This is a genomic window from Pseudomonas sp. Z18(2022), from assembly GCF_036346535.1.
In the GTDB taxonomy this organism is placed as follows: Bacteria; Pseudomonadota; Gammaproteobacteria; order Pseudomonadales; family Pseudomonadaceae; genus Aquipseudomonas; species Aquipseudomonas yamanorum_A.
In genome coordinates this window covers 457,950-481,204 of record NZ_JAOTOA010000001.1, presented here as the reverse complement: position 1 = coordinate 481,204, position 23,255 = coordinate 457,950, and the positions used below count along the sequence as shown (strand labels likewise).

General features: G+C 62.7%; 27 protein-coding genes. 11 read left to right on the top strand and 16 right to left on the bottom strand.

The window, feature by feature from the left end; translation table 11 throughout:
- Nucleotides 1-111 precede the first annotated feature (111 nt).
- Nucleotides 112-1,035 carry a LysR family transcriptional regulator gene (locus tag V3W39_RS02255; protein WP_177044014.1) on the top strand — a complete coding sequence of 308 codons (924 nt, stop codon included), beginning with the start codon at nt 112-114 and terminating at the stop codon, nt 1,033-1,035.
- On the opposite strand, the gene V3W39_RS02250 is transcribed toward V3W39_RS02255, so the two are convergent.
- A complete protein-coding gene (locus V3W39_RS02250) occupies nt 938-1,642 on the bottom strand; it encodes a TetR/AcrR family transcriptional regulator (protein ID WP_330212137.1) in 705 nt (234 codons plus the stop codon). The two genes, V3W39_RS02255 and V3W39_RS02250, sit on opposite strands and share 98 nt — an antisense overlap.
- Nucleotides 1,643-1,766: 124 nt before the next feature.
- Here V3W39_RS02250 and V3W39_RS02245 point away from each other — a divergent pair, with 124 nt between their 5' ends.
- Complete coding sequence (locus tag V3W39_RS02245) at nt 1,767-2,990, top strand: MFS transporter (protein WP_177044012.1); 1,224 nt, start codon at nt 1,767-1,769, stop codon at nt 2,988-2,990.
- Between the two features lie 23 nt (nt 2,991-3,013).
- Here the strand turns inward: V3W39_RS02245 and V3W39_RS02240 are convergent, their stop codons facing one another.
- From V3W39_RS02240 to V3W39_RS02215, 6 genes are all read right to left on the bottom strand, one after another.
- Nucleotides 3,014-3,310, bottom strand: a complete 297-nt coding sequence (locus V3W39_RS02240; protein WP_177115395.1) for a DUF3144 domain-containing protein — start codon at nt 3,308-3,310, stop codon at nt 3,014-3,016.
- A gap of 82 nt (nt 3,311-3,392) precedes the next feature.
- The gene (locus V3W39_RS02235; protein WP_177132099.1) at nt 3,393-4,685 is read right to left on the bottom strand and encodes a PQQ-dependent sugar dehydrogenase; all 1,293 of its coding nucleotides are present in this window, start codon (nt 4,683-4,685) and stop codon (nt 3,393-3,395) included.
- Nucleotides 4,682-5,110: a DUF2231 domain-containing protein gene (locus V3W39_RS02230; RefSeq protein WP_330212136.1), complete on the bottom strand. Its 429-nt coding sequence runs from the start codon at nt 5,108-5,110 to the stop codon at nt 4,682-4,684. Before V3W39_RS02230 ends, V3W39_RS02235 begins: the two co-directional genes overlap by 4 nt.
- 123 nt (nt 5,111-5,233) lie before the next feature.
- Entirely contained in the window at nt 5,234-6,736 is a 1,503-nt protein-coding gene (gene proP / locus V3W39_RS02225; protein ID WP_177044008.1) for a glycine betaine/L-proline transporter ProP, read from the bottom strand.
- A 128-nt stretch (nt 6,737-6,864) separates the two neighbouring features.
- Entirely contained in the window at nt 6,865-7,755 is an 891-nt protein-coding gene (locus V3W39_RS02220) for a bestrophin family protein (protein WP_177044007.1), read from the bottom strand.
- A 75-nt stretch (nt 7,756-7,830) separates the two neighbouring features.
- Complete coding sequence (locus V3W39_RS02215; protein WP_330212135.1) at nt 7,831-8,337, bottom strand: GNAT family N-acetyltransferase; 507 nt, start codon at nt 8,335-8,337, stop codon at nt 7,831-7,833.
- A gap of 94 nt (nt 8,338-8,431) precedes the next feature.
- Between V3W39_RS02215 and V3W39_RS02210 the strand changes: the two genes are divergently transcribed.
- Nucleotides 8,432-9,127 (top strand): tRNA (adenine(22)-N(1))-methyltransferase, encoded by a 696-nt coding sequence (locus tag V3W39_RS02210; RefSeq protein ID WP_330212134.1) that lies wholly within the window; start codon nt 8,432-8,434, stop codon nt 9,125-9,127.
- 3 nt (nt 9,128-9,130) lie between these two features.
- Here V3W39_RS02210 and V3W39_RS02205 read toward each other — a convergent pair whose 3' ends face one another.
- Complete coding sequence (locus V3W39_RS02205; protein WP_330212133.1) at nt 9,131-9,997, bottom strand: aldo/keto reductase family oxidoreductase; 867 nt, start codon at nt 9,995-9,997, stop codon at nt 9,131-9,133.
- Between the two features lie 71 nt (nt 9,998-10,068).
- Between V3W39_RS02205 and V3W39_RS02200 the strand changes: the two genes are divergently transcribed.
- The 4 genes from V3W39_RS02200 (at nt 10,069) to V3W39_RS02185 (ending at nt 12,613) form a co-directional block, all read left to right on the top strand.
- Entirely contained in the window at nt 10,069-10,725 is a 657-nt protein-coding gene (locus tag V3W39_RS02200) for a TetR/AcrR family transcriptional regulator (RefSeq protein WP_330212132.1), read from the top strand.
- 45 nt (nt 10,726-10,770) lie between these two features.
- Nucleotides 10,771-11,199, top strand: coding sequence for an Sbal_3080 family lipoprotein (locus V3W39_RS02195; RefSeq protein ID WP_177044003.1), 429 nt, complete (start codon nt 10,771-10,773; stop codon nt 11,197-11,199).
- 35 nt (nt 11,200-11,234) lie between these two features.
- Nucleotides 11,235-11,624 (top strand): DUF2846 domain-containing protein, encoded by a 390-nt coding sequence (locus tag V3W39_RS02190; RefSeq protein WP_218171048.1) that lies wholly within the window; start codon nt 11,235-11,237, stop codon nt 11,622-11,624.
- A gap of 125 nt (nt 11,625-11,749) precedes the next feature.
- A complete protein-coding gene (locus V3W39_RS02185) occupies nt 11,750-12,613 on the top strand; it encodes a DNA/RNA non-specific endonuclease (RefSeq protein ID WP_177044002.1) in 864 nt (287 codons plus the stop codon).
- Between the two features lie 19 nt (nt 12,614-12,632).
- Here V3W39_RS02185 and V3W39_RS02180 read toward each other — a convergent pair whose 3' ends face one another.
- The 7 genes from V3W39_RS02180 to V3W39_RS02150 form a co-directional block, all read right to left on the bottom strand.
- Nucleotides 12,633-12,812 carry a DUF1289 domain-containing protein gene (locus V3W39_RS02180; protein ID WP_177044001.1) on the bottom strand — a complete coding sequence of 60 codons (180 nt, stop codon included), beginning with the start codon at nt 12,810-12,812 and terminating at the stop codon, nt 12,633-12,635.
- A 4-nt stretch (nt 12,813-12,816) separates the two neighbouring features.
- Entirely contained in the window at nt 12,817-13,188 is a 372-nt protein-coding gene (locus V3W39_RS02175) for a hypothetical protein (RefSeq protein ID WP_330212131.1), read from the bottom strand.
- 1,347 nt (nt 13,189-14,535) lie between these two features.
- The gene (locus V3W39_RS02170; protein ID WP_177043999.1) at nt 14,536-15,750 is read right to left on the bottom strand and encodes an MFS transporter; all 1,215 of its coding nucleotides are present in this window, start codon (nt 15,748-15,750) and stop codon (nt 14,536-14,538) included.
- A gap of 5 nt (nt 15,751-15,755) precedes the next feature.
- Nucleotides 15,756-16,085, bottom strand: a complete 330-nt coding sequence (locus V3W39_RS02165; RefSeq protein WP_330212130.1) for a hypothetical protein — start codon at nt 16,083-16,085, stop codon at nt 15,756-15,758.
- Between the two features lie 2 nt (nt 16,086-16,087).
- Nucleotides 16,088-16,651 (bottom strand): isochorismatase family protein, encoded by a 564-nt coding sequence (locus V3W39_RS02160; RefSeq protein ID WP_330212129.1) that lies wholly within the window; start codon nt 16,649-16,651, stop codon nt 16,088-16,090.
- A 28-nt stretch (nt 16,652-16,679) separates the two neighbouring features.
- Complete coding sequence (locus V3W39_RS02155) at nt 16,680-17,132, bottom strand: MarR family winged helix-turn-helix transcriptional regulator (RefSeq protein WP_177132080.1); 453 nt, start codon at nt 17,130-17,132, stop codon at nt 16,680-16,682.
- A 73-nt stretch (nt 17,133-17,205) separates the two neighbouring features.
- Entirely contained in the window at nt 17,206-18,012 is an 807-nt protein-coding gene (locus tag V3W39_RS02150; RefSeq protein WP_330212128.1) for an AraC family transcriptional regulator, read from the bottom strand.
- Between the two features lie 123 nt (nt 18,013-18,135).
- Here V3W39_RS02150 and V3W39_RS02145 point away from each other — a divergent pair, with 123 nt between their 5' ends.
- Both V3W39_RS02145 and V3W39_RS02140 read left to right on the top strand, forming a co-directional pair.
- A complete protein-coding gene (locus V3W39_RS02145) occupies nt 18,136-19,062 on the top strand; it encodes a DMT family transporter (protein WP_330212127.1) in 927 nt (308 codons plus the stop codon).
- A gap of 57 nt (nt 19,063-19,119) precedes the next feature.
- Entirely contained in the window at nt 19,120-20,229 is a 1,110-nt protein-coding gene (locus V3W39_RS02140) for a threonine aldolase family protein (RefSeq protein WP_330212126.1), read from the top strand.
- A gap of 2 nt (nt 20,230-20,231) precedes the next feature.
- Here V3W39_RS02140 and V3W39_RS02135 read toward each other — a convergent pair whose 3' ends face one another.
- Entirely contained in the window at nt 20,232-21,239 is a 1,008-nt protein-coding gene (locus tag V3W39_RS02135) for an AraC family transcriptional regulator (protein ID WP_330212315.1), read from the bottom strand.
- A 65-nt stretch (nt 21,240-21,304) separates the two neighbouring features.
- On the opposite strand from V3W39_RS02135, the gene V3W39_RS02130 reads away from it, so the two are divergent.
- The gene (locus V3W39_RS02130) at nt 21,305-22,522 is read left to right on the top strand and encodes an MFS transporter (RefSeq protein ID WP_330212125.1); all 1,218 of its coding nucleotides are present in this window, start codon (nt 21,305-21,307) and stop codon (nt 22,520-22,522) included.
- Nucleotides 22,523-22,713: 191 nt separating this feature from the next.
- Complete coding sequence (locus V3W39_RS02125; protein WP_177043991.1) at nt 22,714-23,214, top strand: DUF2867 domain-containing protein; 501 nt, start codon at nt 22,714-22,716, stop codon at nt 23,212-23,214.
- Nucleotides 23,215-23,255: the final 41 nt, after the last annotated feature.

Genomic DNA, 23,255 nt, shown 5'->3' with positions numbered 1-23,255 from the left:
GTGTGCATGGAATGAAAGCAAGCGTGGGGCGGGTGGCGCTGTATATTTATGCGGCCTGTGCTGATAAATAGCGCGGGAGCATCCTTAAGTCGATACCCGGTGTAATCAATCATGAAGCGCCATTTCGAAGATTTGCAGCTGGGCAGCATCGAGCTGTTCTGCCTCGCCGCCGAGGCCAGCAGCTTTACCGCCGCCGCCCAGGTGGCGGGCGTGACCCCGGCCGCGGTGAGCCGCAGCATCTCGCGGCTGGAAGAACGCCTGGGCTCGCGGCTGTTTGTGCGCACCACCCGCAGCATCCGCCTGACCGACGGCGGCCGGACGTTTTTCGAGCAATGCCGCCAGGCCCTGACGCAACTGGTGGAAGCCCAGCAGGAAATGATGGGCGCGCAATCGGTGCCGTCCGGGCTGTTGCGCATCAGCATCCCGACCACCTATGGCCATCACCGCATCCTGCCGCTGCTGCCGAAATTCCGCGCGCTGTACCCGCAAGTCACCGTGGATATCCACATCAGCAACCGCAACATCGATTTCGTCGCCGAAGGCTACGACTTGGCGATCCGCGTGCGTGCCCAGCCGGACTCGACGCTGATTGCGCGCTTGCTGGAAGACGCCAGGCTGGTGGTGGTCGCGACGCCAGCGTACCTGCAGCGCGCCGGCACGCCTCAGACCCTGGAGGATTTGCCGGCCCATGAATGCATCCAGTACGAATTGCCGAGCAACGGGCGGCGTATTTCCTGGTTGTTCCAGGTCGATGGCAAGGAGCGGGAGTTTGCCGGCGAGGCCGGTTACAGCTGCTCCGACGATGTGCTCGGCGGCGTGACCCTGGCCAAGCATGGCGCCGGGCTGTTCCAGACCTACAAATTCATCGTCGAGGAAGAGTTGGCCAGCGGCAGCCTGGTGGAGGTGTTGCAGCCTTACGGCGGGCGTTCGCGGCCGTTTACCCTGCTGTATCCCCACGGCCGCTACGTGCCCCATCGGGTGCGGGCGTTTGTCGACTTTCTGCTGGAGCATCGCGCCGAGTGGGCGGCGCTGTAGCGGCGGATAAATCCCAGGTCAGCATCAGTTGGCCGATGGCCGCGTCGATGGTGTTGGCGTGCACACCATCCCGGGCGAGGATCGACACGCCTTGCAGGAAACTGTCGTAGACCGTGGCCATGGCGCGGGCGTTGGTCTCGGCGGGTAGCTGGTCCAGGCGGATGCCACGCTCCACGCAATGCACGATGCCCGCCCGGGTGCGCTCCCGGGAATGGGTCAGCCCGTGGGTCACTTGTGTGTTCTCGGGGGAGGGCGCGCTCATCACACCCAGCGCCACCATGCAGCCCTTGGGGTGGCCGTCTTCACACTGCATGCGCGCCGATTGGCGCAGCGCGGTCTCGATGGCCTGGCGTGGCGGCAGGCTGTCATCCCACAGGCATTCGGTGACCTGGGCGAAGGTCGCCAGGTAACGCTGCACGCACTCCTGGAACAGCGCGTCCTTGGAGCCGAACGCCGCATAGAAACTCGGCGCGGAGATGCCGCCACCCAGTCCGGCTTTCAACTGGCTCAGGGACGTGGCGTCGTAACCGTGCTGCCAGAACAGGTGCATGGCCTGTTCCACGGCCTGGTCGCGGTCGAAGGTGCGGGGGCGGCCCATCTGTGCCATGGGGAAATCCTCTCGGGTGATGAGATAAATACTAGTCGATACATAAGTCGTTGACAACGCTTCGTAGGGCGCCCAACATTTATATCGATCGGTATTTAAGTCCTCTCGTTCAAGGAGTTTCCCTGTGACCCCCTCAACCACCTTATCGGCAGACGCCGTTCCCGACCGCTTGCCCATCGGCGCCTTGCTCGCTCTGGCCATGACCGGTTTTATCTGCATCGTCACCGAAACCCTGCCGGCGGGCCTGTTGCCGTTGATCAGCGACGGCCTGGGAATTTCAGCGTCCATGGCCGGGCAGATGGTGACCGCCTATGCGCTGGGCTCGGTGTTGGCGGTGATCCCGCTGACCATCGCCACCCGCGGCTGGCGGCGGCGCAATGTGCTGCTGCTGACCATCGTCGGTTTCCTGCTGTTCAACTCGATCACGGCGCTGTCCTCCCACTACGGGCTGACGCTGCTGGCGCGGTTCCTTGCCGGCATGGCGGCGGGGCTGGCGTGGAGTTTGTTGGCCGGGTATGCGCGGCGCATGGTGGCGCCGCAGCAACAGGGCAAGGCCTTGGCGCTGGCCATGGTGGGAACGCCGATTGCGCTGTCACTCGGGGTGCCGCTGGGCACCTGGATGGGCGGCCTGGTGGGCTGGCGCACCACCTTCGGCATCATGTCGGCGCTGACCCTGGTGCTGATCGTGTGGGTGCTGGTGAAGGTGCCGGACTACCCCGGCCAGTCGGCCCATCAGCGCATGCCCTTGCGCAAGGTGCTGACCACGCCGGGCGTACGGCCGGTGCTCGCGGTGGTGATCGCCTGGATGCTCGCCCACAACATTCTCTACACCTACATCGCACCGTTCGTGGCCCCGGCGGGGTTGGTGGATCGGGTGGACCTGGTACTGCTGGTGTTTGGCGTGGCGGCACTGATGGGCATTTGGGTGACCGCCAGGTTGGTGGATGCGGCGTTGCGCAACACCGTATTGGTCAGCCTCGCGGGCTTTGCGGCGACGTGCCTGGCGTTCGGTTTTCTGGCGCAGGTGCCGGGGGTGATCTACCTCGGTGTGGCGGTGTGGGGCTTGAGTTTTGGTGGCGCGGCGACGTTGCTGCAAACGGCGCTGGCGGATGCTGCCGGAGACGGGGCCGATGTGGCGCTGTCGCTGAATGTGGTGGCGTGGAACAGCGCGATTGCCGGGAGCGGCGTGGTGGGTGGGGTGTTGCTCGATACCTGGGGTGTGGCTTCGTTCCCGTGGGCGATGTTGGTGTTGTTGGCGGTGGGGTTTGCGATTGTGTGGGCCGCTCGCAATCATGGCTTCAAGCCGGGGCATCGGGCCCACGGCAAGCCTGCGGTTGCCGCCCACTGAATGGGGAGCGGCAACCTGCCTGCTCAACTGCTTTTTACGAGCATGTATTTGCTGAAATTATTGATGTGATCATCAAGATTATCCTCAAGCATCATCCGGTACTGATCACAGAAATACTTCAGCATCGCCTCACGCGCCTGGGCCATTTCTTCGCCGGATTTAAAGCTGCGAGCACTGACCCAGGCATTGAAGCGGGTGGTGCCAAACATCATCGAGGCGCTGACTTTGCCCAGGTCGGCGAACGCTCTGAACTGTTCGTTTGACAGCTCGATGTGCGCATCCGCGCGATCGTAGAAGCCGTTGTCGGTGGTGTCTGGCATTGCGGTTACCTTCCTGTTCGTGAGTGCGGCGAAGGTACCGCCACGCTCCACGGGAAGGCAACCACGTTGGCAGATTCGTGCCTCATTTATTGCGCGTCACCCGCCACACGGTGTTGGCCAGGTCATCTGCAATGATCAGCGCACCCTTTGGATCGACGGTCACTCCCACCGGCCGCCCGCGCGTCTTGCCGTCGTCACCCCGAAAGCCCGTGGCAAAGTCAAGCGGTTCACCGGACGGCCGCCCGTTGCTGAACGGCACGAAGATCACCTTGTAACCCACCGGATTGTCCCGGTTCCAACTGCCGTGCTCGCCCACGAACACGCCGTCGGCGAATTTCTCGCCCATGGCCGGGATGGAGAAGTCCACGCCCAGTGCCGCGACGTGAGAACCCAGGCTGTAATCCGGTTTGATCGCGGCGGCGACCTTGGCCGGGTTTTGCGGTTGGGCGCGGGTGTCGACGTTCTGGCCCCAGTAGCTGTACGGCCAGCCGTAGAACGCGCCTTCGCGCACCGAGGTCAGGTAATCCGGCACCAGGTCCGGGCCCAACTCATCCCGTTCGTTGACCACCGCCCACACCTGGCCGGAGCCCGGTTGAATGGTCAAGGCGGTGGGGTTGCGCAGGCCGGTGGCGTAAGGCTTGTGGGCGCCGGTGGCGGCGTCGATCTGCCAGACCATTGCCCGGTCGATCTCCACCTCCATGCCGCGCTCGGTGATGTTGCTGTTGGAGCCGATGCCGACATACAGCGAGCGGCCATCGGGGCTGATCGCCAGGGATTTGGTCCAGTGATGGTTGATCGCGGCGGGCAGGTCGGTGACGGTGGTGGGCGGGCCGCCGGCTTTGGTCTGGCCGTCTTGGTAGTCGAAGCGCACCAGCGCATCCTGGTTGGCCACGTACAGCTTGCCGTCGGCAAAGGCCAGGCCATAGGGCGCGTTGAGGTTGTCGGCGAACACGGTTTTCAGCTCGTAGGTGCCGTCACCGTCGGCGTCGCGCAGCAGCGTCAGGCGGTTGCCGCCCTTGACCTTGGTGTTGCCCTCGGCCTTGATCACGCTGGCGATCACGTCCTTGGGCTTGAGTTTGGCCGCACTGCCGCCGCGGCCTTCAGCGACGAGGATATCGCCATTGGGCAGTACCAGGGTCTGGCGCGGAATCCGCAGGTCGGTGGCGATGGCGGTAATGCTGTAACCCTCGGGCACTGTGGGTTTCTGTTCGCCCCAGGCCACCGGTTCGGCGATCTTCATGCTGGGCAACAGGCCGCGCTGGGGCTCCGGCAGCTTGGGATCGGGACCGCGGGCTTGGGTGCTGTCGGCTTCGCCACCGCAGGCGCTCAACAGCATCGCCATGCTCAACATTGTCAGTGTGCTGGAATGCTTCATTGGTCACCTCCCGAGCGCAGGTTGGTCAGCCCGACCCAGGTGGTCACGCAGGCCAGCAGGGTCACGATCGCGGACAGCACCACGCCCGAAGGCATCACGGCCCAGGCATCTTTTGCGTGTTCAAAGGCGTTGACCAATCCCAGCGCCCAGGTGACCAGCAACAGCAGGAAGTACAGGGTAGGGCGCCCGGCCTTGCGGTCGGCCCGCAACAGGTTGACCAGCGCAAACAGCCACGCCAGCCCGCAGAACACCAGGCCGCCGGCGATCAGCCAGGCGGCGAAGTTGCTCCACTGGATCTGGAAGGTCTGGTAGTAGGCAATGTCACTCAGCAAGGCGCCGAGAAACAGCGGGACGGTACCGGCAAGCAAGGTCGCATGAAGCGGGCCAGGCGTGCAGCGGTGGGTGAGGGCGGGGGTGACGGTCACGGGCGGCTCCTTATCGTTGAGCGGCCCTGATGAGGTTTATCAGGGCCGCGCTGACTGCGCTTAAGGAAGGAGCCTGGCGCTTGCGCGTTAGTTCACCGTCTATTCGTTTCCAAATATGTTGCGTCAGTTGATACGTGGATGCTGCTGCACCAGGTTCTCGCGCTTGGCTTCCAATTCGGCGATTTGAGCGTCGATGTCTTCGATCTTCTGCTCGATATTGTCCTCATGCTCCTGCAGCAGCTCCTTGGCTTCCTCAAGGTCTGAAGCCGCCGGTGCCGCGCCGCGCAGGGGCTTGTTGGCGGTTTCTTTCATGGTGAGGCCGGTGAACAGGCCCAGTACGGCGAACACCATCAGGTAATAGGCCGGCATGTACAGGTTGTTGGTGGTCTCCACCAGCCAGGCCATGGCCGTCGGCGTGAGGCCGGCCACCAGGATCGAGATATTGAAGGCACTGGCCAACGCGCTGTAGCGAATGTGCGTGGGGAACATCGCCGGCAAAGTGGAGGCCATCACGCCGATAAAGAAGTTGAGCACCACCGCAATGATCAGCAGCCCCGAGAAAATCAGCCCGAGCTTGCCGCTGTTGATCAGCATGAACGCCGGAATGGCCAGAAGGAACAGTGCGATGCTGCCAACGACAATGAAGGGTTTGCGCCCGATCTTGTCGCTGACAAAGCCAATCATCGGCTGCACGAACAACATGCCGACCATGATCGCGATGATGATCAACACGCCGTGGTTTTCGCTGTAGTGCAGGTTGTGGGACAGGTAGCTCGGCATGTAGGTGAGCAGCATGTAGTACGTGACGTTGGTCACCACCACCACGCCGACGCAGGTCATCAGGCTGCGCCAGTGCTTGGTGGCGACTTCCTTGAACGACACTTTCGGGCCGCCCGCCAGGCCTTCGCGATCGCCCTGCTCAAGTTGTTCCACATGCTGCTGGAAGGCCGGAGTCTCTTCCAGCGCATGACGCAAGTAGAGCCCGATCATGCCCAACGGCAGCGCGAGGAAGAACGGCAGGCGCCAGCCCCAGGACTGGAACGCCTCTTCGCCGATCACCGCAGAAATCAGCACCACCACGCCCGCGCCGAGAACGAAGCCGGCGATGGAGCCGAAGTCCAGCCAACTACCGAGGAAGCCGCGCTTGCGGTCCGGGGCGTATTCGGCGACGAAGATCGAGGCGCCGGTGTATTCGCCGCCTACCGAGAAGCCTTGGGCCATCTTGGCCAGCAGCAACAGGATCGGCGCCCAGATGCCGATAGAGTCATATGAGGGGATCAGCCCGATGGCGAAGGTGCTCAGGGACATGATCACGATGGTCGCCGCCAGGACCTTTTGCCGGCCGTATTTGTCCCCCAGCCGGCCGAAGAACAGGCCGCCCAGCGGGCGAATCAGGAAGGGCACCGAGAAGGTCGCAAGCGCAGCGATCATCTGTACGCTGGGGGATGCCTCGGGGAAGAACACCTTGCCGAGCACATAGGCGACAAAGCCGTACACCCCGAAGTCGAACCATTCCATGGCGTTGCCCAGCGCCGCGGCGGTGATCGCCTTGCGCATCTTGGCGTCGTCAACAATGGTGATGTCATCCAATCCAATCGGATTGACGGTTTTCTTGCGTGATTTCATGGGAATACTCAACCGCAGGTCCATTTCGATGCCACTGTTTTGGTGGCATGCGCTTAATGGGTCAGATACATGCGGACACTGAATAATTCACCACTGGCCGGTTTTTTTTGTTATCGGCCCGGCAAGGATCAACTGATCCGCTCGCCACCCAGGGAATCCCGCTGCATCGACTGCAGGTTTTTCTCGATGGTTTCGCAGAGCGCTTCCATTTGGATCTGGTGCTCGCTGTCACGAAACGGGCTTTGCAAATCGGTGCCGATACGTTCGATGGCCAGCAGCATGAAACCCACCACCGTGGAGGCCAGCGGGGTGAACCAGCCCAGGGATTCCACCAGGCCCACCGGCACGATCAGGCAGAACAGCGATATGAACAGCCGTGGGAAATACACGTAAGGGTAGGGCAGCGGCGTATTCGCGATGCGCTCCATGCCGCCCTGGCTGTTGGACAAGTCCACCAGGGTCGACTCCAGCCGTGCCAGGCGAATGCTGTCCAGGCGCCCGGCCTTGTATTCCTGGGCCAAAAGCGCCGCGGAGCCGTTGAGGATGTCGTTGGCAAAGTTATTGGTGGTGGCGCTGCGGGTGAACTCGGCGGCCGGCAGGAATGCACGTATTTCTTCCGGGCACGGCTGGCCCCGCAGGTGCGCCGCGAGGCAGTTCACATAGGCCACATGACGGCGCAACAAGGTCGCTTTTATCGGGTTGATCTCGTGGCCCGGGTCATCCAGCAACGTCAGGACCTGGCGGGCGAAGCTGCGGGAATTGTTGACCATCGCACCCCACAACGTGCGCGCTTCCCACCAGCGGTTGTAGGCACTGCTGTTGCGGAAACTGATCAGCACCACCAGGGCCGAGCCGAGCAAGGTCAGCGGCATCAGTGGAAGGTTGATCTTGCTGTTGAGGAACAGCATGAAGTCCACGGTGACGGCGATATCCCAGAGCAGCAGCCAGAACAGCGCCCAGCCCACATAGCCCATGGTCTTGATGATCAGGCGGTATTTTTTGATGATGGCAGCTTTCAAACGGAAACCTCGTGGCGAGCGGTAGGCATCAATGCCTTAGCTCGGACGGTGTTTACCGGGTAAAGGTTCGCGCCTTCAGGCCTGGATCGTCAGGACGAAGCGCTTTTCGCCAGGCGCCTGGTCGCCCGGTGCAGGCTGTTCAGCCACGAATCCGCAGCGCTGCAGCACTTTTTGTGAGCCCACGTTTTCCGGGAATACATAGGCCACCAATTGCGTCAGCGCCCAGCGTGCCTGTGCCTGCTGGATCAGATGCTTGAGTGCCTGGGTGGCCAGGCCCTGGCCGCACGCACGCTCACCCACGCGATAACCGACTTCGGCAGAACCCTTCGGTGAGTCGATGCTTTTCAGGTTGGCGCGACCGACGATTTCGCCGCTGGCGTCTTCGATCACAAACGGGTGCCAGGCGCCGAGGGCGAAGTCGGCCAGGTAGGCCTGGATATGCTCGGCCACACCCTGCAGGGAGTAGAACGACGGAGCGCGGGCATCGATATGCGACTCGAACCACTCACGGTTCAGTGTTTCAAATGCCAGCAATGCTTCGGTGTCCGTACTGCTCAGCTCGCGAACCCTGAATGACGTCATCGATCACCTCTTCCATGCAATTGTGCGGTGAGCAAGCATACCCCATCAGTTATCCTGAACCGATCAGCCCTATCGCGGCAAAAAGGAACGGCAGTTGAACGAACACACATTGTCCATGCGCCTGGAGCGCGTGGCAGCGCATGTGCCCGCTGGTGCGCATCTGGCGGATATTGGTTCCGATCACGGTTACTTGCCGGTGGCGTTGATGCGTCGCGGGGCGATCGCCGCAGCGGTGGCGGGGGAGGTGGCGTTGACGCCGTTCCGCGCGGCCGAGCGTACGGTGCGCGAAAATGAACTGGAGCAACACATCACCGTGCGCCTGGCCAGTGGCCTGGCGGCCATCGAGCCGGGAGACGGGATCACTGCGATCAGCATCTGCGGCATGGGCGGCGAGACCATCCGCGACATCCTCGACAACGGCAAGGCGCGTCTCAACGGCCAGGAGCGCCTGGTGCTGCAACCCAACGGCGGCGAGCAACCCTTGCGCCAATGGCTGATGGAAAACGCTTACTCCATCGTCTGCGAGGAACTGCTGCGGGAAAACCGCTTCTTCTACGAAATCATCGTGGCCGAGCGCGCGGCGCCTGTGATCTACAGCGCCGAAGAGTTGTACTTCGGCCCGTTGCAAATGCAGGCCCGCAGCCCGCAGTTCCTGCTCAAGTGGCAGCGCATCCTGCGCCACAAACAGCAAACCCTGAAGGACTTTGCCCAGGCGCGGCAGGCAGTGCCCGAGGACAAGGTGCATGAGGTCGCACAACAAGCCCGGTGGATTACCGAGCTGCTGGCCTGAGGGTCAGCCCGCGATAGTATTCAGCTCTGCCACAACCTCGTCCGAAAGCTGCAGTTCGCCCACCGCGATATTTTCACGCAAATGGGTGACCGAAGACGTTCCAGGAATCAGCAGGATATTGGGAGAACGACGCAGCAACCATGCCAGCGCCAATTGCATCGGTGTTACGCCAAGCCGCTGCGCGACGTTCGACAACACCGCCGACTGCACCGGTGAGAACCCGCCCAGCGGGAAGAACGGCACATAGGCAATGCCGTCCCGGGCCAGCTCGTCGATCAGCGCGTTATCGTGTTGATGGGCGATGTTGTACAGGTTCTGCACACACACGAAACGCACGAGTTTTCGCGCCTCGGCCACCTGCGTGGGCGTGACGTTGCTGATGCCGATATGGCGTATCAGCCCCTGCTGTTGCAGCTCGGCAATGACACTCAGGGGCTCTTCGATCGAGCCTTCGGCAGTGCCCATCACGCCGTGCATGGCCCGCACGTTGACCACGTCCAGCACGTCCAGGCCCAGGTTGCGCAGGTTGTCATGTACCGCCTGGGTCAGCTCGGCCTTCGACGAGGCGTTGAGCCAGCCGCCATCGTCGCTTCGACGGGCGCCCACCTTGGTGACGAGGGTGAGGCCGTCTATGTACGGATGCAGTGCCTCGCGAATAATCTGATTGGTGATATGCGGCCCGTAGAAATCGCTGGTGTCGATGTGGTTCACGCCGGATGCGACGGCCTCGCGCAGTACGGCCAGCGCCGCATCACGGTCCTTTGGCGGGCCAAATACTCCGGGGCCGGCCAGTTGCATGGCGCCATAACCTATGCGGTTGACGTTGCGATCGCCGAGAGTGAAGGTGCTGCGGTTTCCTGAGCGGGTCATGGCTGTGGCTCTTGCTTGACGGGAGGAAGCCTATAATATGAAGGATCCTTCAGGTTTAGAATTCGCATTCCATGAGCCCTCCCAAAGCCTCACTAAAGCCAAGAAAATCAGCGGTTCAGGCGCGGTCGGCGGCGACGGTCGACGCGCTGCACACGGCAACCCTTCAGGTTTTGACCGCCCAGGGCCTGGTGCGGTGCACCACGACTCGCGTGGCCGAGCGGGCGGGCATGTCGGTGGGCAGTCTGTATCAGTACTATCCGAACCGCGATGCACTCCTCGCGGCGGTGCTGGAAAAGCATCTGGTGCACGTGGCCGAGACCGTCGAGCAGGCGTGCGATCGACATCAGGGCACCACGGTGGCGGAAATGGCGTCGGGGTTTGTCACGGCTTTTCTGGCGGTGAAGCTCATGGACCCGACGGCGTCCAAAGCCCTCTATGCCATTGCGGGGGAGCGGGGCGGTGCAGAGCTTGTCGCGCGTATCGGCCAGCGGATGGTGACCGCCGTTGCGGCGATGCTGGCGACGGCATCGGATGCCCGTTTTGAAGACCCATCCTTGACCGCCGCCATCTCGATCAGCGCGGTGGTGGGCCCGGTGCGAGCCCTGCTGGAGGGCAATGCGACGCCGGCCTATGAGGCCGGCCTGGAACAGCAGGTGATCCGGCTGCTGCGGGCTTATCTTCAAACCTATCAGTCACTGTCAATTGACCGCCAAGGAGCGTCAAGCTAGCATGTGGCCATTATTTTGATATCACTTCTGATTCAGGGATTGAACATGCTGTCCAGAGCCCTTACGGCAGGCCTTCTACTGGCCTTGGCCGGGTGTACAAACGTCAAGGTGGACCCTGTCGCGCCTCAATACAAAATCTCCCAGCTGTGCATCGAAGAGAACCCCAAGGTAGTGGTAGGGGATTTTGTCGATGGCCTGCAAACGCTGCTGCGCAAACACCACATTGAGAGCCGGCTGTATGCCGCGCCGGTGCCGGGCAACTGTGAATACCGCCTGACCTACACCGCCATTCGTTCCTGGGACTTTTCTGCCTACCTGTCCGATGCCAGCGTTCAGCTCTACAAAGGCGAGCAGTCCATTGGCGTTGCGCACTACAACCTGACGGGCGAGGGCGGCTTCGACTTGTCGAAATACAAGACGGTCGAGGAAAAAATGGCACCGGTGATCAACCAGCTATTGGGGCAGGCCAAGTGAGCAGATTCATCAAAAGTATCGCGGTCCTGTTGCTCATGCTGCTGACCGGGTGTGGTCATACCAGCACCAGCCAACCTTACTTCGAACCTCCGGCGCCGCCTGCGGGCAAGGCGCTGGTTTACATGATGCGGACCCAGGTTATCCAGGGCAGCTTCTATGACAGCGTGTTCAGTATCGATGACAGCGCAATCGTGGGGCTGAGCAGCGAGACCTATTCCTGGGTGCTGGTCAGCCCGGGCGTGCACAAGGTGTCTGCCGGGCAACGTCCGAATGCCCGGAACGTATTCCTGATGCTCTCGGTTGAGCCGGGTAAGGAATACTTCGTTGAGTACACCCAGGAGAACATGTTCGAGAAGATTCGCAAGCGGGAGGCGAACGAAGGGAAAACCATGGTGCGCGGGTATTCGTATATACCGGTGAAGTAACGGTACCCGGCAACTAATGTGATGGGTGACGGTCAATAACCCCCGCACGACTGTCAGCGGTCGTGTGGCTCGGAATAGAGCCTCGCGGTACGTTTTTTCCTCCCTCCCATTTGAAGATTTAACCCATGCACCTTCGCAAAATTGCAGTTGGGCTGTCGGCCCTTGTTTTGCTCTCCACCGGGGCACAAGCCCGTGGCCTGCTGGACCTCATCACGCCGCACCCGCAACACACTTCCCGCTCGGGCTCCATTGGCCAGGGCGCGGCCCTGGATCTCTATTCAAGCCAACAGAAAAAGCCGTCGTTCGACAGTTGCGCCGACCTGTTCCCGGCCAGGCAACCCATCAACACCGCCACCGTGCCGGCCACCATGAAACCCCTGGCGCTGTGCTCCGATAATTTTGCGGTGCTGTATTCGCAAACCAGCAAGACCCCGCTGGTGGTGGTCGAGCGCCTGAACGCCGGCCAGTTGCAGGACGCCAAAGGCGAGGAGCGCACCAACCAGTTCTACCCGGACCCGCGCATTCCCAAGGGCGCACGCGCCGAGTTGAGTGACTACCGTGGCCAACACCCGGCCGTGGACCGCGGCCATCAATCCCCGGCCGCCGATGCGCCGAGCACCAACGCCATGGCCCAATCCTTCGCGTTGTCGAACATGGTGCCCCAGGACCCCACCAACAACCGCAAGATCTGGAGCAAGGTCGAGGCGGACGTGCGCAAGTTTGCCAAGCGTGCCGACGGCAATGTCTTCGTGTTCACCGGCCCGCTGTTTGACCCGGGCTACAGCACCATCGGCGACAACAAGGTGTGGGTGCCGACCCGCCTGTTCAAGCTGGTGTACGACGTATCGTCCCAGCGCGCCTGGGCCTACGTATTGCCCAACGCTGAAACCCGCATCGAGAAGCCGATGGACTACGCGACGTTCGTGAAGACCACCGGGCTCAAGCTGTTGGGGAACCTGCCGGTGACGGGATCGGTGGGGCGTACGTGAGGGCTTGAATCTGAGGGGCTCACTTGGCCTTTTTCAACGTCTTCAAGCGCAATGTTGCACGCTGCACAGCGGCCATCTTCTCTGGCCGCTTCATCTTTTTCCATTTGCGGATGTCGTCCTTGGTGCGTCCACAACTCACGCACAGCTCACCACTGAGCTGGCAGGTTGAGACACATGGATTCTCGATATCTTTAGCCAAGGCTTCACCCCTTTACGGCATACAGTCTGGCCACGCGCAGGCGCCAATCGCCGCCATGCTGGAGGTGGCATTCTTCTTCGGAGTCGAAGCGAACATAGCGCTCCGAAGCGGGGCGATCCACGCCGGCGTCTTCCAGTGCCGTGGCGGTCAGCTCGCGCATACGCCCGTCCAGTCCCGTTGAAAGGGCCAGCTCCTTGTTCGCCCGGGTATCAAATACCCAGACCACCCGAAGGCTTTGTGCGAAGGCTGCGTAATCGACTTCGTGGGTCAGCCAGTCGAAGCCGGTGATTTCGGCCTTGGCGATTTCACAGGCTTGGGTCAGGGTCGTGACCAGGCGACGTTCGATCCGGGCGCTGTCGCGTTTGGTTGAAGGCATGACGATTCCTTGGGCGGGGAGGATAGGGATGATACGCGAGAGAACCAGTGTGGGAGCTGTCGAGCTTAAGCGAGGCTGCGATGGCGGACTGGCAGGTGACATCTTTATCGCCTGGCAGGGCCTCTTCGCAGCCTCGCTGAAGCTCGACAGCTCCTACGCAGGATTGTTGGCGCGCGCGATCTCTTGAGTCACAGACATCAGCCGAAAGGTACGTTTGGCCGCAGCCTCGTCAGCCAGGCGGGCACGCTGTTCAAGGCTGAGAAGATCAACTGTAGGAGCTGTCGAGCTTTAGCGAGGCTGCGATGGCGGATTGGCAGGCGACATCTTTATCGCCTGGCAGGGCCTCTTCGCAGCCTCGCTGAAGCTCGACAGCTCCTACGCACAGACGTCAGCGGGAAAGGTACGTTTGGCCGCAGCCTCGTCAGCCAAGCGGGCACACTGTTCAAGGCTGCGAAGATCAACTGTAGGAGCTGTCGAGCTTAAGCGAGGCTGCGATGGCGGATTGGCAGGCGACATCTTTATCGCCTGACAGGGCCTCTTCGCAGCCTCGCTGAAGCTCGACAGCTCCTACGCACAGACATCAGCGGGAAAGGTACGTTTGGCCGCAGCCTCGTCAGCCAGGCGGGCACATTGTTCAAGGCTGCGAAGATCAACTGTGGGAGCTGTCGAGCTTTAGCGAGCTGCGATGGCGGACTGGCAGGCGACATCTCTATCGTCTGGCAGGGCCTCTTCGCGGCCTCGCTGAAGCTCGACAGCTCCTACGCACAGACATCAGCGGGAAAGGTACGTTTGGCCGCAGCCTCGTCAGACAGGCGGGCACGCTGTTCAAGGCTGCGAAGATCAACTGTAGGAGCTGTCGAGCTTAAGCGAGGCTGCGATGGCGGATTGGCAGGCGACATCTTTATCGCCTGACAGGGCCTCTTCGCAGCCTCGCTGAAGCTCGACAGCTCCTACGCACAGACATCAGCGGGAAAGGTACGTTTGGCCGCAGCCTCGTCAGCCAGGCGGGCACATTGCTCAAGGCTGCGAAGATCAACTGTGGGAGCTGTCGAGCTTTAGCGAGGCTGCGATGGCGGATTGGCAGGCGACATCTCTATCGTCTGAAAGGGCCTCTTCGCAGCCTCGCTTAAGCTCGACAGCTCCCACGCACAGACATCAGCGGGAAAGGTACGTTTGGCCGCAGCCTCGTCAGCCAGGCGGGCACGCTGTTCAAGGCTGAGAAGATCAACTGTAGGAGCTGTCGAGCTTTAGCGAGGCTGCGATGGCGGATTGGCAGGCGACATCTGTATCGCCTGACAGGGCCTCTTCGCAGCCTCGCTTAAGCTCGACAGCTCCTACGCTGGACGGTCAGATCTCTTTGGGCCGATCCAGTTTGCGCGTCATGGTGTAGATCGCCACCCCGGCCGCCAGGAGGCCTGAGGCTGCGCCGACCGCCAGTGCCCAGCGTGGGCCCAGATGGTCGGCCACCCAACCCACAATCGGTGCTCCAATCGGTGTGCCGCCCAGCGCCACGCCCACCCGCAGGGCGATCACCCGGCCGCGCATGGACGGTTCGGTGGTGAGTTGCATCAGGCTGTTGGTGGTGTTGCTGAAGGTCAGGGCGCCCACGCCGATGATCACCAGTGCCCCGGCGAACAGCCAATAGTTCGGGGCAATCGCCGCCAGTGTGCAACCCACCCCGAACACCAGTGCGCCGATCAGCAGCGCCTTGAAGTGCGGCCGCTCGCGACCGGCGGCAAGTAGCGCTCCGGCAACGGTGCCGATGGCCAGGGTCGACGTCAGCAACCCATAACCACGGGCATCGGCGTGGAACACCGTGACGGCCATGGTCGAGATGAATATCGGAAAGTTCATGCCGAAGGTACCGATCAAGAACAGCATGATCAGGATCGCCATCAGGTCCGGCCGTGCCCACACATAACGCAAGCCCTCGGTGAGGCTGCCCTTGGTGCGCAATGCCCGCAGGCTGGTGTGCAGGCCCGAAACCCGCAGCAGGAACAGCGAGGCCAGCACCGCGAAAAAGCTCGCGCCATTGAGCAGGAAGGCCCAGCCGGTGCCCACCGACGCGATGGTCACGCCGGCCACCGCCGGGCCAATCATGCGGGCCATGTTGAATGAGGTGGAATTGAGCGCGATGGCATTGGAAAGGTCCGCTTCGCCCACCAGCTCCGCCACGAAAATCTGCCGCACCGGCGCGTCGAACGCCGAGGCGCAACCGGACAAGAACGCGAACAGATACACATGCCACAACTGGACAAAACCGGTAAGGGTAAACACCCCCAGCATCAGCGCCAGCACGCCCATCACACCCTGGGTGACCATCAACAGCTTGCGTTTGTCGTAGTGGTCGGCCGCAAAGCCGGTCCAGGGCAGCAACAGCAATTGCGGCCCGAACTGCAACGCCATGACGATACCGACGGCCGAGGCGTTATGCGGCGTGAGTTGGGTCAGCACCAGCCAGTCCTGGGCCGTGCGTTGCATCCAGGTGCCGATATTCGACACCAGTGCACCGACGGCCCAGATGCGGTAGTTGACGCTGCGCAGCGAGCGGAAAATGCCCATCGAACTCACACCGGCCTTGAAGGATTACCACCGTTGAAGCGCCCGAAATGCTGCGCCAGGAACACACTCAGGGCCAATGCCCCAAGCCCGAGGGCGAGCACATCAGAGGTGCTTTCGAGCGCGAAATCCCCGACCCGGCAGACCAGCACGTAGCCGACCGCCAGGTTGAAAAATCCCCAGAACACATTCAGCGTCGAGGACGACCGGCCTTGCCCGCGAGGCTTGGCAAACGGCGTCTGGAAGGCCTGGCCCATCACGCCGGCGACGCAATGCGGCACCGCGTTGGCGAGGAACACACCGCCGAAGAAGTAAGACACCAGCTCATGCCACTGCATGGTCACGCACCTCTCGTTTCAAGCAAACCGATGATGTCTTGCGCCGTGCCGGTTTCCCCCAGCTTCGGGAACACCTGATGCAGGCTGTAGTGGTGCGCCTCGGGGTTTGCGTCAGTCATGGCGTCGATGGCCAGGGTCACGTTGAAACCCGCTTCATAGGCCTGGCGCGCGGTGGACTCCACGCCGGTGCCGGTGGCCACACCGGTGATCACCACCTGGGTGACGCCGAGGTCCTTCAACTGCACCTCAAGGTCGGTGCTGGCGAAGGCGCCCCAGGTGCGTTTGGTCACCAGGATGTCGCCGGGTTGCTGATTGAGTGCGGGTAGCAGGTCGGCCCATCCCGCCGGAAATACATCGCTGCGCCGTGGCCGCTCGGTGCGCCCGGGGGCAAAGCCTGTGACGTTGACCAGCACCACCGGCAAGCTGCGTTCACGGAAGGCGTCGAGCAGTGCGCGGGAGCGCTCCACCACATCGCCGATCGGGTGGATGAGCGGGTATTCGGCGATGCCTTTTTGCAGGTCCACGATGATCAGCGCGGTGTTGGGATCCAGCGAGGTGACGGCCATGGGATGTCCTCAAACGGGAAGGGGTGGTTCAAAAGTCGGCGAGGCGCTCCAGCAGCTTTACTGCCGCCGCAAGTTCGGCCTGTTCTTCGGCAGACAGTTGCTCTTGCAGCGCCCGCAGCAGCCAATCGTCCTTGGCTGCCCGGCTGGCGATGAGGTGTTTGCGAAAGGCGGGTGTCAGGTCGATCAGGGTTTGTCGGCCGTCGCTGGGGTCGGGTTTGCCGGTGACGGCTTTCATTGTCTCCAGCCCGGCCACGGTGATGCGCATGGACTGCGGGCGCACGCTCTCGGCCCGGGCCAGGGCCGAGACGGTGCTGGGCCCGTCACGGTCCAGGCGCAGCAATACCGACTTCTGGGCCGAGGTGAAATCATTCGGATGGGTTTGTTCCCGCAGCCGGCGTATCAGCTTGCCCAGGGAGATGCGCAGCTCGGCGGCCAGGGCCGCGGCGGATTGGGTTTCGGAAGTGTTGGTAGATGCGTTCATGCCCGGACATTAGCATGCGTGCAGGAAAACTGTACAGTTTAGCTGTATGAAATTCTTGTCAGAAAACCCCGCATCAACCTTCCTTGACTGAGCCTAATTTTGCCTTGCGATACTCATCGGGTGTCTCGCCCGTGAGCTTGCGGAACATGCTGATAAAGGCCGAAGAACTGCTGTAGCCCAGGTCAAGCGCAATGGTCTCGACGGTAACGCCACTTCGCAACAGGCTCAGCGAGTGCATCACCTTGAGCCGTTGTTTCCAGTGGTTCAGCGACATCCCCAGGTCACGCTGGCAGCGTCGCAGCAGCGTGCGTTCGGTGGCGTTGACCAGGCGCGCCCAGTCGGCCAGGGAACGGGCGTCTGCCGGGTTCTGTTCCAGGGCTTCCAGAATGGGCGACAACACCGGGTCATTGGAGCCGGGCAGGTAGGAGCCGACCCGCGACGTTTGATTCAGCTTGTCCAGCAGCACGTAGAGCAGGCGGCTGTCTTCCTCGGTTTGTAGCGGCGCGGGCGGTGAGGCCCGCAGGTCGTCGAGCAGGGCGCGGATCAACGGGGTGATCGTCAAGGCACACGCGGTGTCCGGCAAGTGCTCGCACAAGGGCTGCGCGATATACAGCGAAGAGTGATAAGCCTCCTGGCGATTGAGCGCCAGGTGCTCGGCCTCGGGCGGCAGCCACAGGCCAAATTGCGGCGGCACGATGAAGTGCTCGTCGGCCAGCTTGATCTCCATCACGCCGCTGAACGAATACACAAACTCGCCCCACGGGTGCCGGTGCCACGGGTAGGTGGTCAAGGCCTGCATCTGCGCGGCGCGAAAGTACAGCGGTGCCGGCAGCTCATCAGTGAAAGGCGCAACGACCCGGTGGGCAAATGGCTTGTTCATGAGGATCACGCAACGAGGCTGGTCGAATGGCTATTGTGCGCTATCGCTTGTCGTTTTGGCGCTATATCCAGCGGTTCCGCAGATCGCAGACTCCGCCCATACAAACGTGGGTGGGAGAGTGTCGTGGATAAGCGTCAGCCGATTGATGGGCCAGCAGCGGTCACCATGACGGTGATGTGCGCCATCTGGGGGCTTCAGCAAGTGGCGATCAAGGTCGCCGCGCCGGATATTGCGCCAATCTTCCAGATCGCCCTGCGCTCCGGCATTGCGGCGGTGCTGGTGGGGCTGATCCTGATCCTGCGCCGGAACAAAATGACCTTGAACCTCGACACCTGGCGCGGCGGGCTGTTGGTGGGCGCGCTGTTTGCCCTGGAATACGTGGCCGTCGGCGAGGGGCTGCGTTATACGTCCGCCGCGCACATGGTGATTTTCCTGTACACGGCGCCGATCTTTGCAGCCATCGGTTTGCACGTCCGGTTCCCCAGTGAACACCTGACGGCAGTGCAGTGGGGCGGAATATTACTGGCGTTTGCGGGCGTGATCGTCGCGTTTTTTGCACCCGGTGAAAGCAGTGCCTCGATGGCCGATCAACGCCTGGGCGATGCGCTGGGCTTGCTGGGCGCTGCGGCGTGGGGCGCGACCACGGTCACCATTCGCTGCTCGCGGCTGGCCGAGGCACCGGCGCCACTGACCTTGTTCTATCAGCTCGCCGGGGCGTTTGTGATCCTGGCTGCATTGGCGTGGGCCACCGGGCAAACCGGGGTGCATTTTTCGGCCATCACCGTCGCCAGCCTGGCGTTCCAGACGGTGGTGTTCTCGTTCCTGAGCCTGCTGGTGTGGTTCTGGATGCTGGGGCGTTACCTGGGCTCGCGCCTCGGTGTGCTGTCGTTCATGACGCCGTTGTTTGGCGTGGTGTTTGGGGTCTGGTTACTGGACGAGACGTTGCAGTCGTCGTTCATTGTGGGCTCGGTGTTGGTGCTGGTGGGGATTGTGGTGGTGAGTGGGCATGATCTTTTCAGGTTGCGCATGGCCAGGCTCGTCAAGGACTGATACGTTCACGGGCCGGATATTCCTGAACCTACTTTCTCCCTGCACAGGCGCTCTACCGTGATACCAAACACTGATGAAGAACGCCGCCAACTCAAGTCGGCCTGCACGGCCGAGATCAGCGGGTTTGCAGAGCCCACGCCTGCCCAGTGGTTCCAGGAAATGGCGGATTGGGCCCAGGCCAACCATGTGTCCCATGACCATTATGGCGGCGGGGCGCTGATCGAAGGCTTTGAAGCCAAGGTCGCCGAACTGCTGGGCAAGCCCGCTGCGGTATTCATGCCCAGCGGGGTGATGGCGCAACTGATTGCGGTCAACCTCTGGAGCGAACGACGCCGGCTGCCGCGTTTCGGGATCCATGCCTCGTCTCATTTGCAGCTGCACGAAGAGCAAGCGTTTCAGGCCTTGCTGCACTTGCATGGGGTGATCGTGGGTCACCGCTTGCGACCGATCGTTGCCGACGATCTGACAGCGGTGGCCGAGCCACTGAGCTGCCTGGTGGTGGAGCTACCGGCCCGCGAGATTGGCGGGCAGTTGCCCGAATGGGACGAATTGGAGGCCCTGAAGGCCGCCGCTGCGGCCTCGGGTACACCGCTGCACATGGACGGGGCTCGCCTGTGGGAAACCCGGGCCTTCTACCAGCGCCCCTACGCCGAAATCGTTGAAGGTTTCTCCTCCGTGTATGTCTCGGCCTACAAGGGCCTCGGTGGCATCGCCGGCTCGCTGCTGGCGGGCGATACCGACTTTATCCAACAGGCACGCCTGTGGCGCCAACGGATGGGGGGCACCTTGATCAAACAGAGCCCAATGCTGGTCTCGGCGGCCATGCGCTTTGATCAACGCCTGGGGATGCTGGAGGCCTGCTATCAACGCACCCTGAGCCTGGCGACCTGCCTGCAGGCGATTCCCGGTATTCGCCTTCTGCCGCGCACGCCGCAGGTGAACATGCTCCACCTGTTTTTCGACGCAGACCGGGCGGCACTGCTCAACGCCCGCGACGAGATTGCCCGAGAGCACGGGTATTGGCTGTTCACAAACCTGGAACCCACAGACGTGCCGGGGTGGTGCAAGACCGAGTGTTATGTCGGTGACCGCTTGTTGGGCGTGGAGGATGAGCGGGTTGTGCAACTGTTCACGGACTTGATGCGGCTAGCGGCTCAAGCCGCCTGACATCAAGCCGGCGCGGGGCTGGCCGGTCGCCGGCTGGCCCCTGGCGGCTGCCCGGTAACGCGCTTGAACGCCCGGCTGAACGCCGCCTGGGAGTTGTAGCCTAGGCGCTGCGCCACGGTCTCGATTGGCAACCGCTCCAGCGTCAGCCACTGGCTGGCCAGGCGCATCCGCAGTTCGGTGGCATAGCGCAGCGGCGGTATGCCGAGGGTGGTTTGAAAGTGCTGGGCGAACACCGAGCGCGAGGTATGACACTGCGCTGCCAGTTCCTCCACCGTCCAATCGCGCCCAGGCTGTTGGTGCAACGCCAGCAAGGCCTTGGCCAGACGCGGGTCGCGTAGCGCGGCCACCAGGCCCGAGGCATTCCCGCAGGCGCATTCAACCCAGCCGCGAACCACCATCGCCGCCACCACGTCCGCCAGCCGCGCAAGAATGCCGGCGAAGCCGATGCGGGCGCTGCTGACTTCACGCTCCATGGCGGCCAGGATCGGCATCAGCCCCGGATAGCGTTGGCCCTTGGCGTCGATCAGCATCAGGTCCGGCATCAGGCGGCCAAGGCCGTGCAAACTGCCCAGCTCAAACTCCATGCAGCCGCTGAAGAGCAGGGCGCTTTGAGCCACGCCCGCATCGGCCCGGGCATCCACGGCACACACCGCATCACCGAGGGACGCCGCGTCGAAGCCGGCGATGTCCTGCACCGGCACCTCCGGGCTGGAGAGCAACTGGTGGGCGCCCCCATGGGAGATGAACACCGCGTTGCCCGGCGTCAGCTCGTACAGGGTGCCGTCCTCGGTACGCAGGGTGACGCAGCCGGCGGCGACAAGGTGGAAGTAGGCGTGCCCGGGCCTGGCCGCAAAGCCCAAGCCAAATGCCGGCCCGGCCTGGATGCGGCGGTACTCGACGCCACTCAGGCGCATGCCGCGCAGCAGCTCGTTGATAAGGTCAGAGGACGCGTCGAACGGTTCGGTCGGCATCATTTCCGGGGTTTCGGTAAAGGATTCAAGATTCCGCATCATAGATCATCCTGATCGTCGCACCTAGACTTGCGGCCTCGATAACGTTTGGAGGATGTCTGGTGATGAGCAACAGAGTGTGTGATGCGGATGCCGTACCGGCGACACCCGCCTGGATGGCGGTGTTTTCGTTGGCGATGGGCGTGTTCGGCTTGCTGACGGCGGAGTACCTGCCGGCCAGTTTGCTGACGCCGATGGCGGCCGAACTTGGCGTGTCGGAAGCCTTGGCCGGGCAGGCGGTGACGGTCACGGCGGTGGTGGCGTTGTTCGCCGGGCTGCTGGTGCCGGGCCTGACCCGCGGGATCGACCGGCGTGTGGTGCTGCTGGGTTTCAGCGCGCTGATGATCTGTTCCAACCTGCTGGTGGCGGTCTCGTCGAGCCTGACGGTGTTGCTGCTGATGCGCGTCCTGCTGGGCATCGCTCTGGGCGGCTTCTGGAGCATGGCGGCGGCGGTGGCGATGCGGCTGGTCCCGGCGGCGCTGCTGCCGCGTGCGCTGTCGATCATCTTCAGCGGGATCGCGGTGGGCACTGTCGTGGCAGTGCCGCTGGGCAGCTTTTTGGGTGGTCTTTATGGCTGGCGCAGCGCGTTCCTGGCCGCTGCGGCAGTGGGCGGCGTGACGCTGGTTTTCCAGCTGTTCACATTGCCGTCGCTCGCACCCCGCAGGACTGCGCGCTTGAGAACGGTGCTCGACGTACTGCTGCGCCCGGGCATCGCCGTGGGCATGTTGGGATGTGTGCTGGTGCACACCGGGCACTTTGCGCTGTTCACCTATATCCGGCCGTTCCTGGAAAGCACCACCGGTGTCGGCGCCGAAGGGCTGGCGCTGATGCTGCTGGGCTTCGGCGTGGCGAACTTCGCCGGCACGCTGCTGGCGGGATGGCTGCTGGTCCGTCTGCCGCGCGGCACCCTGGTGCTGATGCCCGCGCTGGTGGGCGTTGCGGCGCTCGCCCTGGCGCTGTTGCCGGCTAGCGTGACGGGCCAGGTGTGGCTGTTGATGCTCTGGGGCCTGGCGTTTGGCGGGGTGCCGGTGGCCTGGTCGAACTGGGTGGCGCGGGCGGTGCCCGATCAGGCCGAAAGCGCCGGCGGCATGGTGGTGGCGTCAGTGCAGTCGGCGATTGCCGCCGGGGCGGCAGCGGGGGGCGCGATGTTCAGTTTCAGGGGGATCGACGGTGTGTTTGTGGCGGCGGGGGTGTTGATGCTGCTGGCGGCGTTGTTGATTGCGTTGAAGGTGAAGGTTGAGGCGGCTCCACAGGGCGCGGAGGCGGCGGCGTTCCACCTTTGAAAAACGTTAGAGAGGAAAGCCACTCCCGAAACACGGCAAGCCTTTCCTCTCTTTACTTCAGCCTTCACGCAAAATAACCTCTGCCTCGCCGGCGCCGTCCTGCCGCCGATTTCACCTGTGTTCGAAGACCCGGACGGGAATCGTATTGATGCAGGCCAACCGCTCTAGCCGAGCGAACAGGGAAGAGACTATTGGCGATTACCCATGTTGTTCACACGCTGCGCGCACCGTCCGAACTTGATTACTACGACACCCGGTCGGTACCGCTGCCAGCTGACATCACCGCACTGGAGGCCTGGAACATCATGACCGGCGAACCGGGGCCGTTCTTGCGCCAGGCGTTCCGAATCAGGGACGGGATTTCGTCGATGTTTGGCGTGAAGCGCATCGGCGGGTTCTCCGGCACCCGGCGCGAGACGGTGCAGGTGGGTGACCGGCTGGACTTCTTCCTGGTGGAGCACTGTGCCCGCGACATGTTGGTGCTGACCGAGCGTGACCGGCACCTGGACGTGATGATCTGTCTTGCGATCGCCGAGCGCGTGCTGACGATCACCGCATCGGTTGTCACCCATAACACCTACGGGCGCCTCTACATGCTGCCGGTTGGCCCGGCGCACAAGCTGATCGTCAATCATCACCTGAAGCGGCTGAGGCGAAAGCTGGAAGACCGGGCCGCAACGCCTGGCGGGTAGGGGCATTCAGCCGCCTATGGCGCCAGTCTGCCTCAGACTCG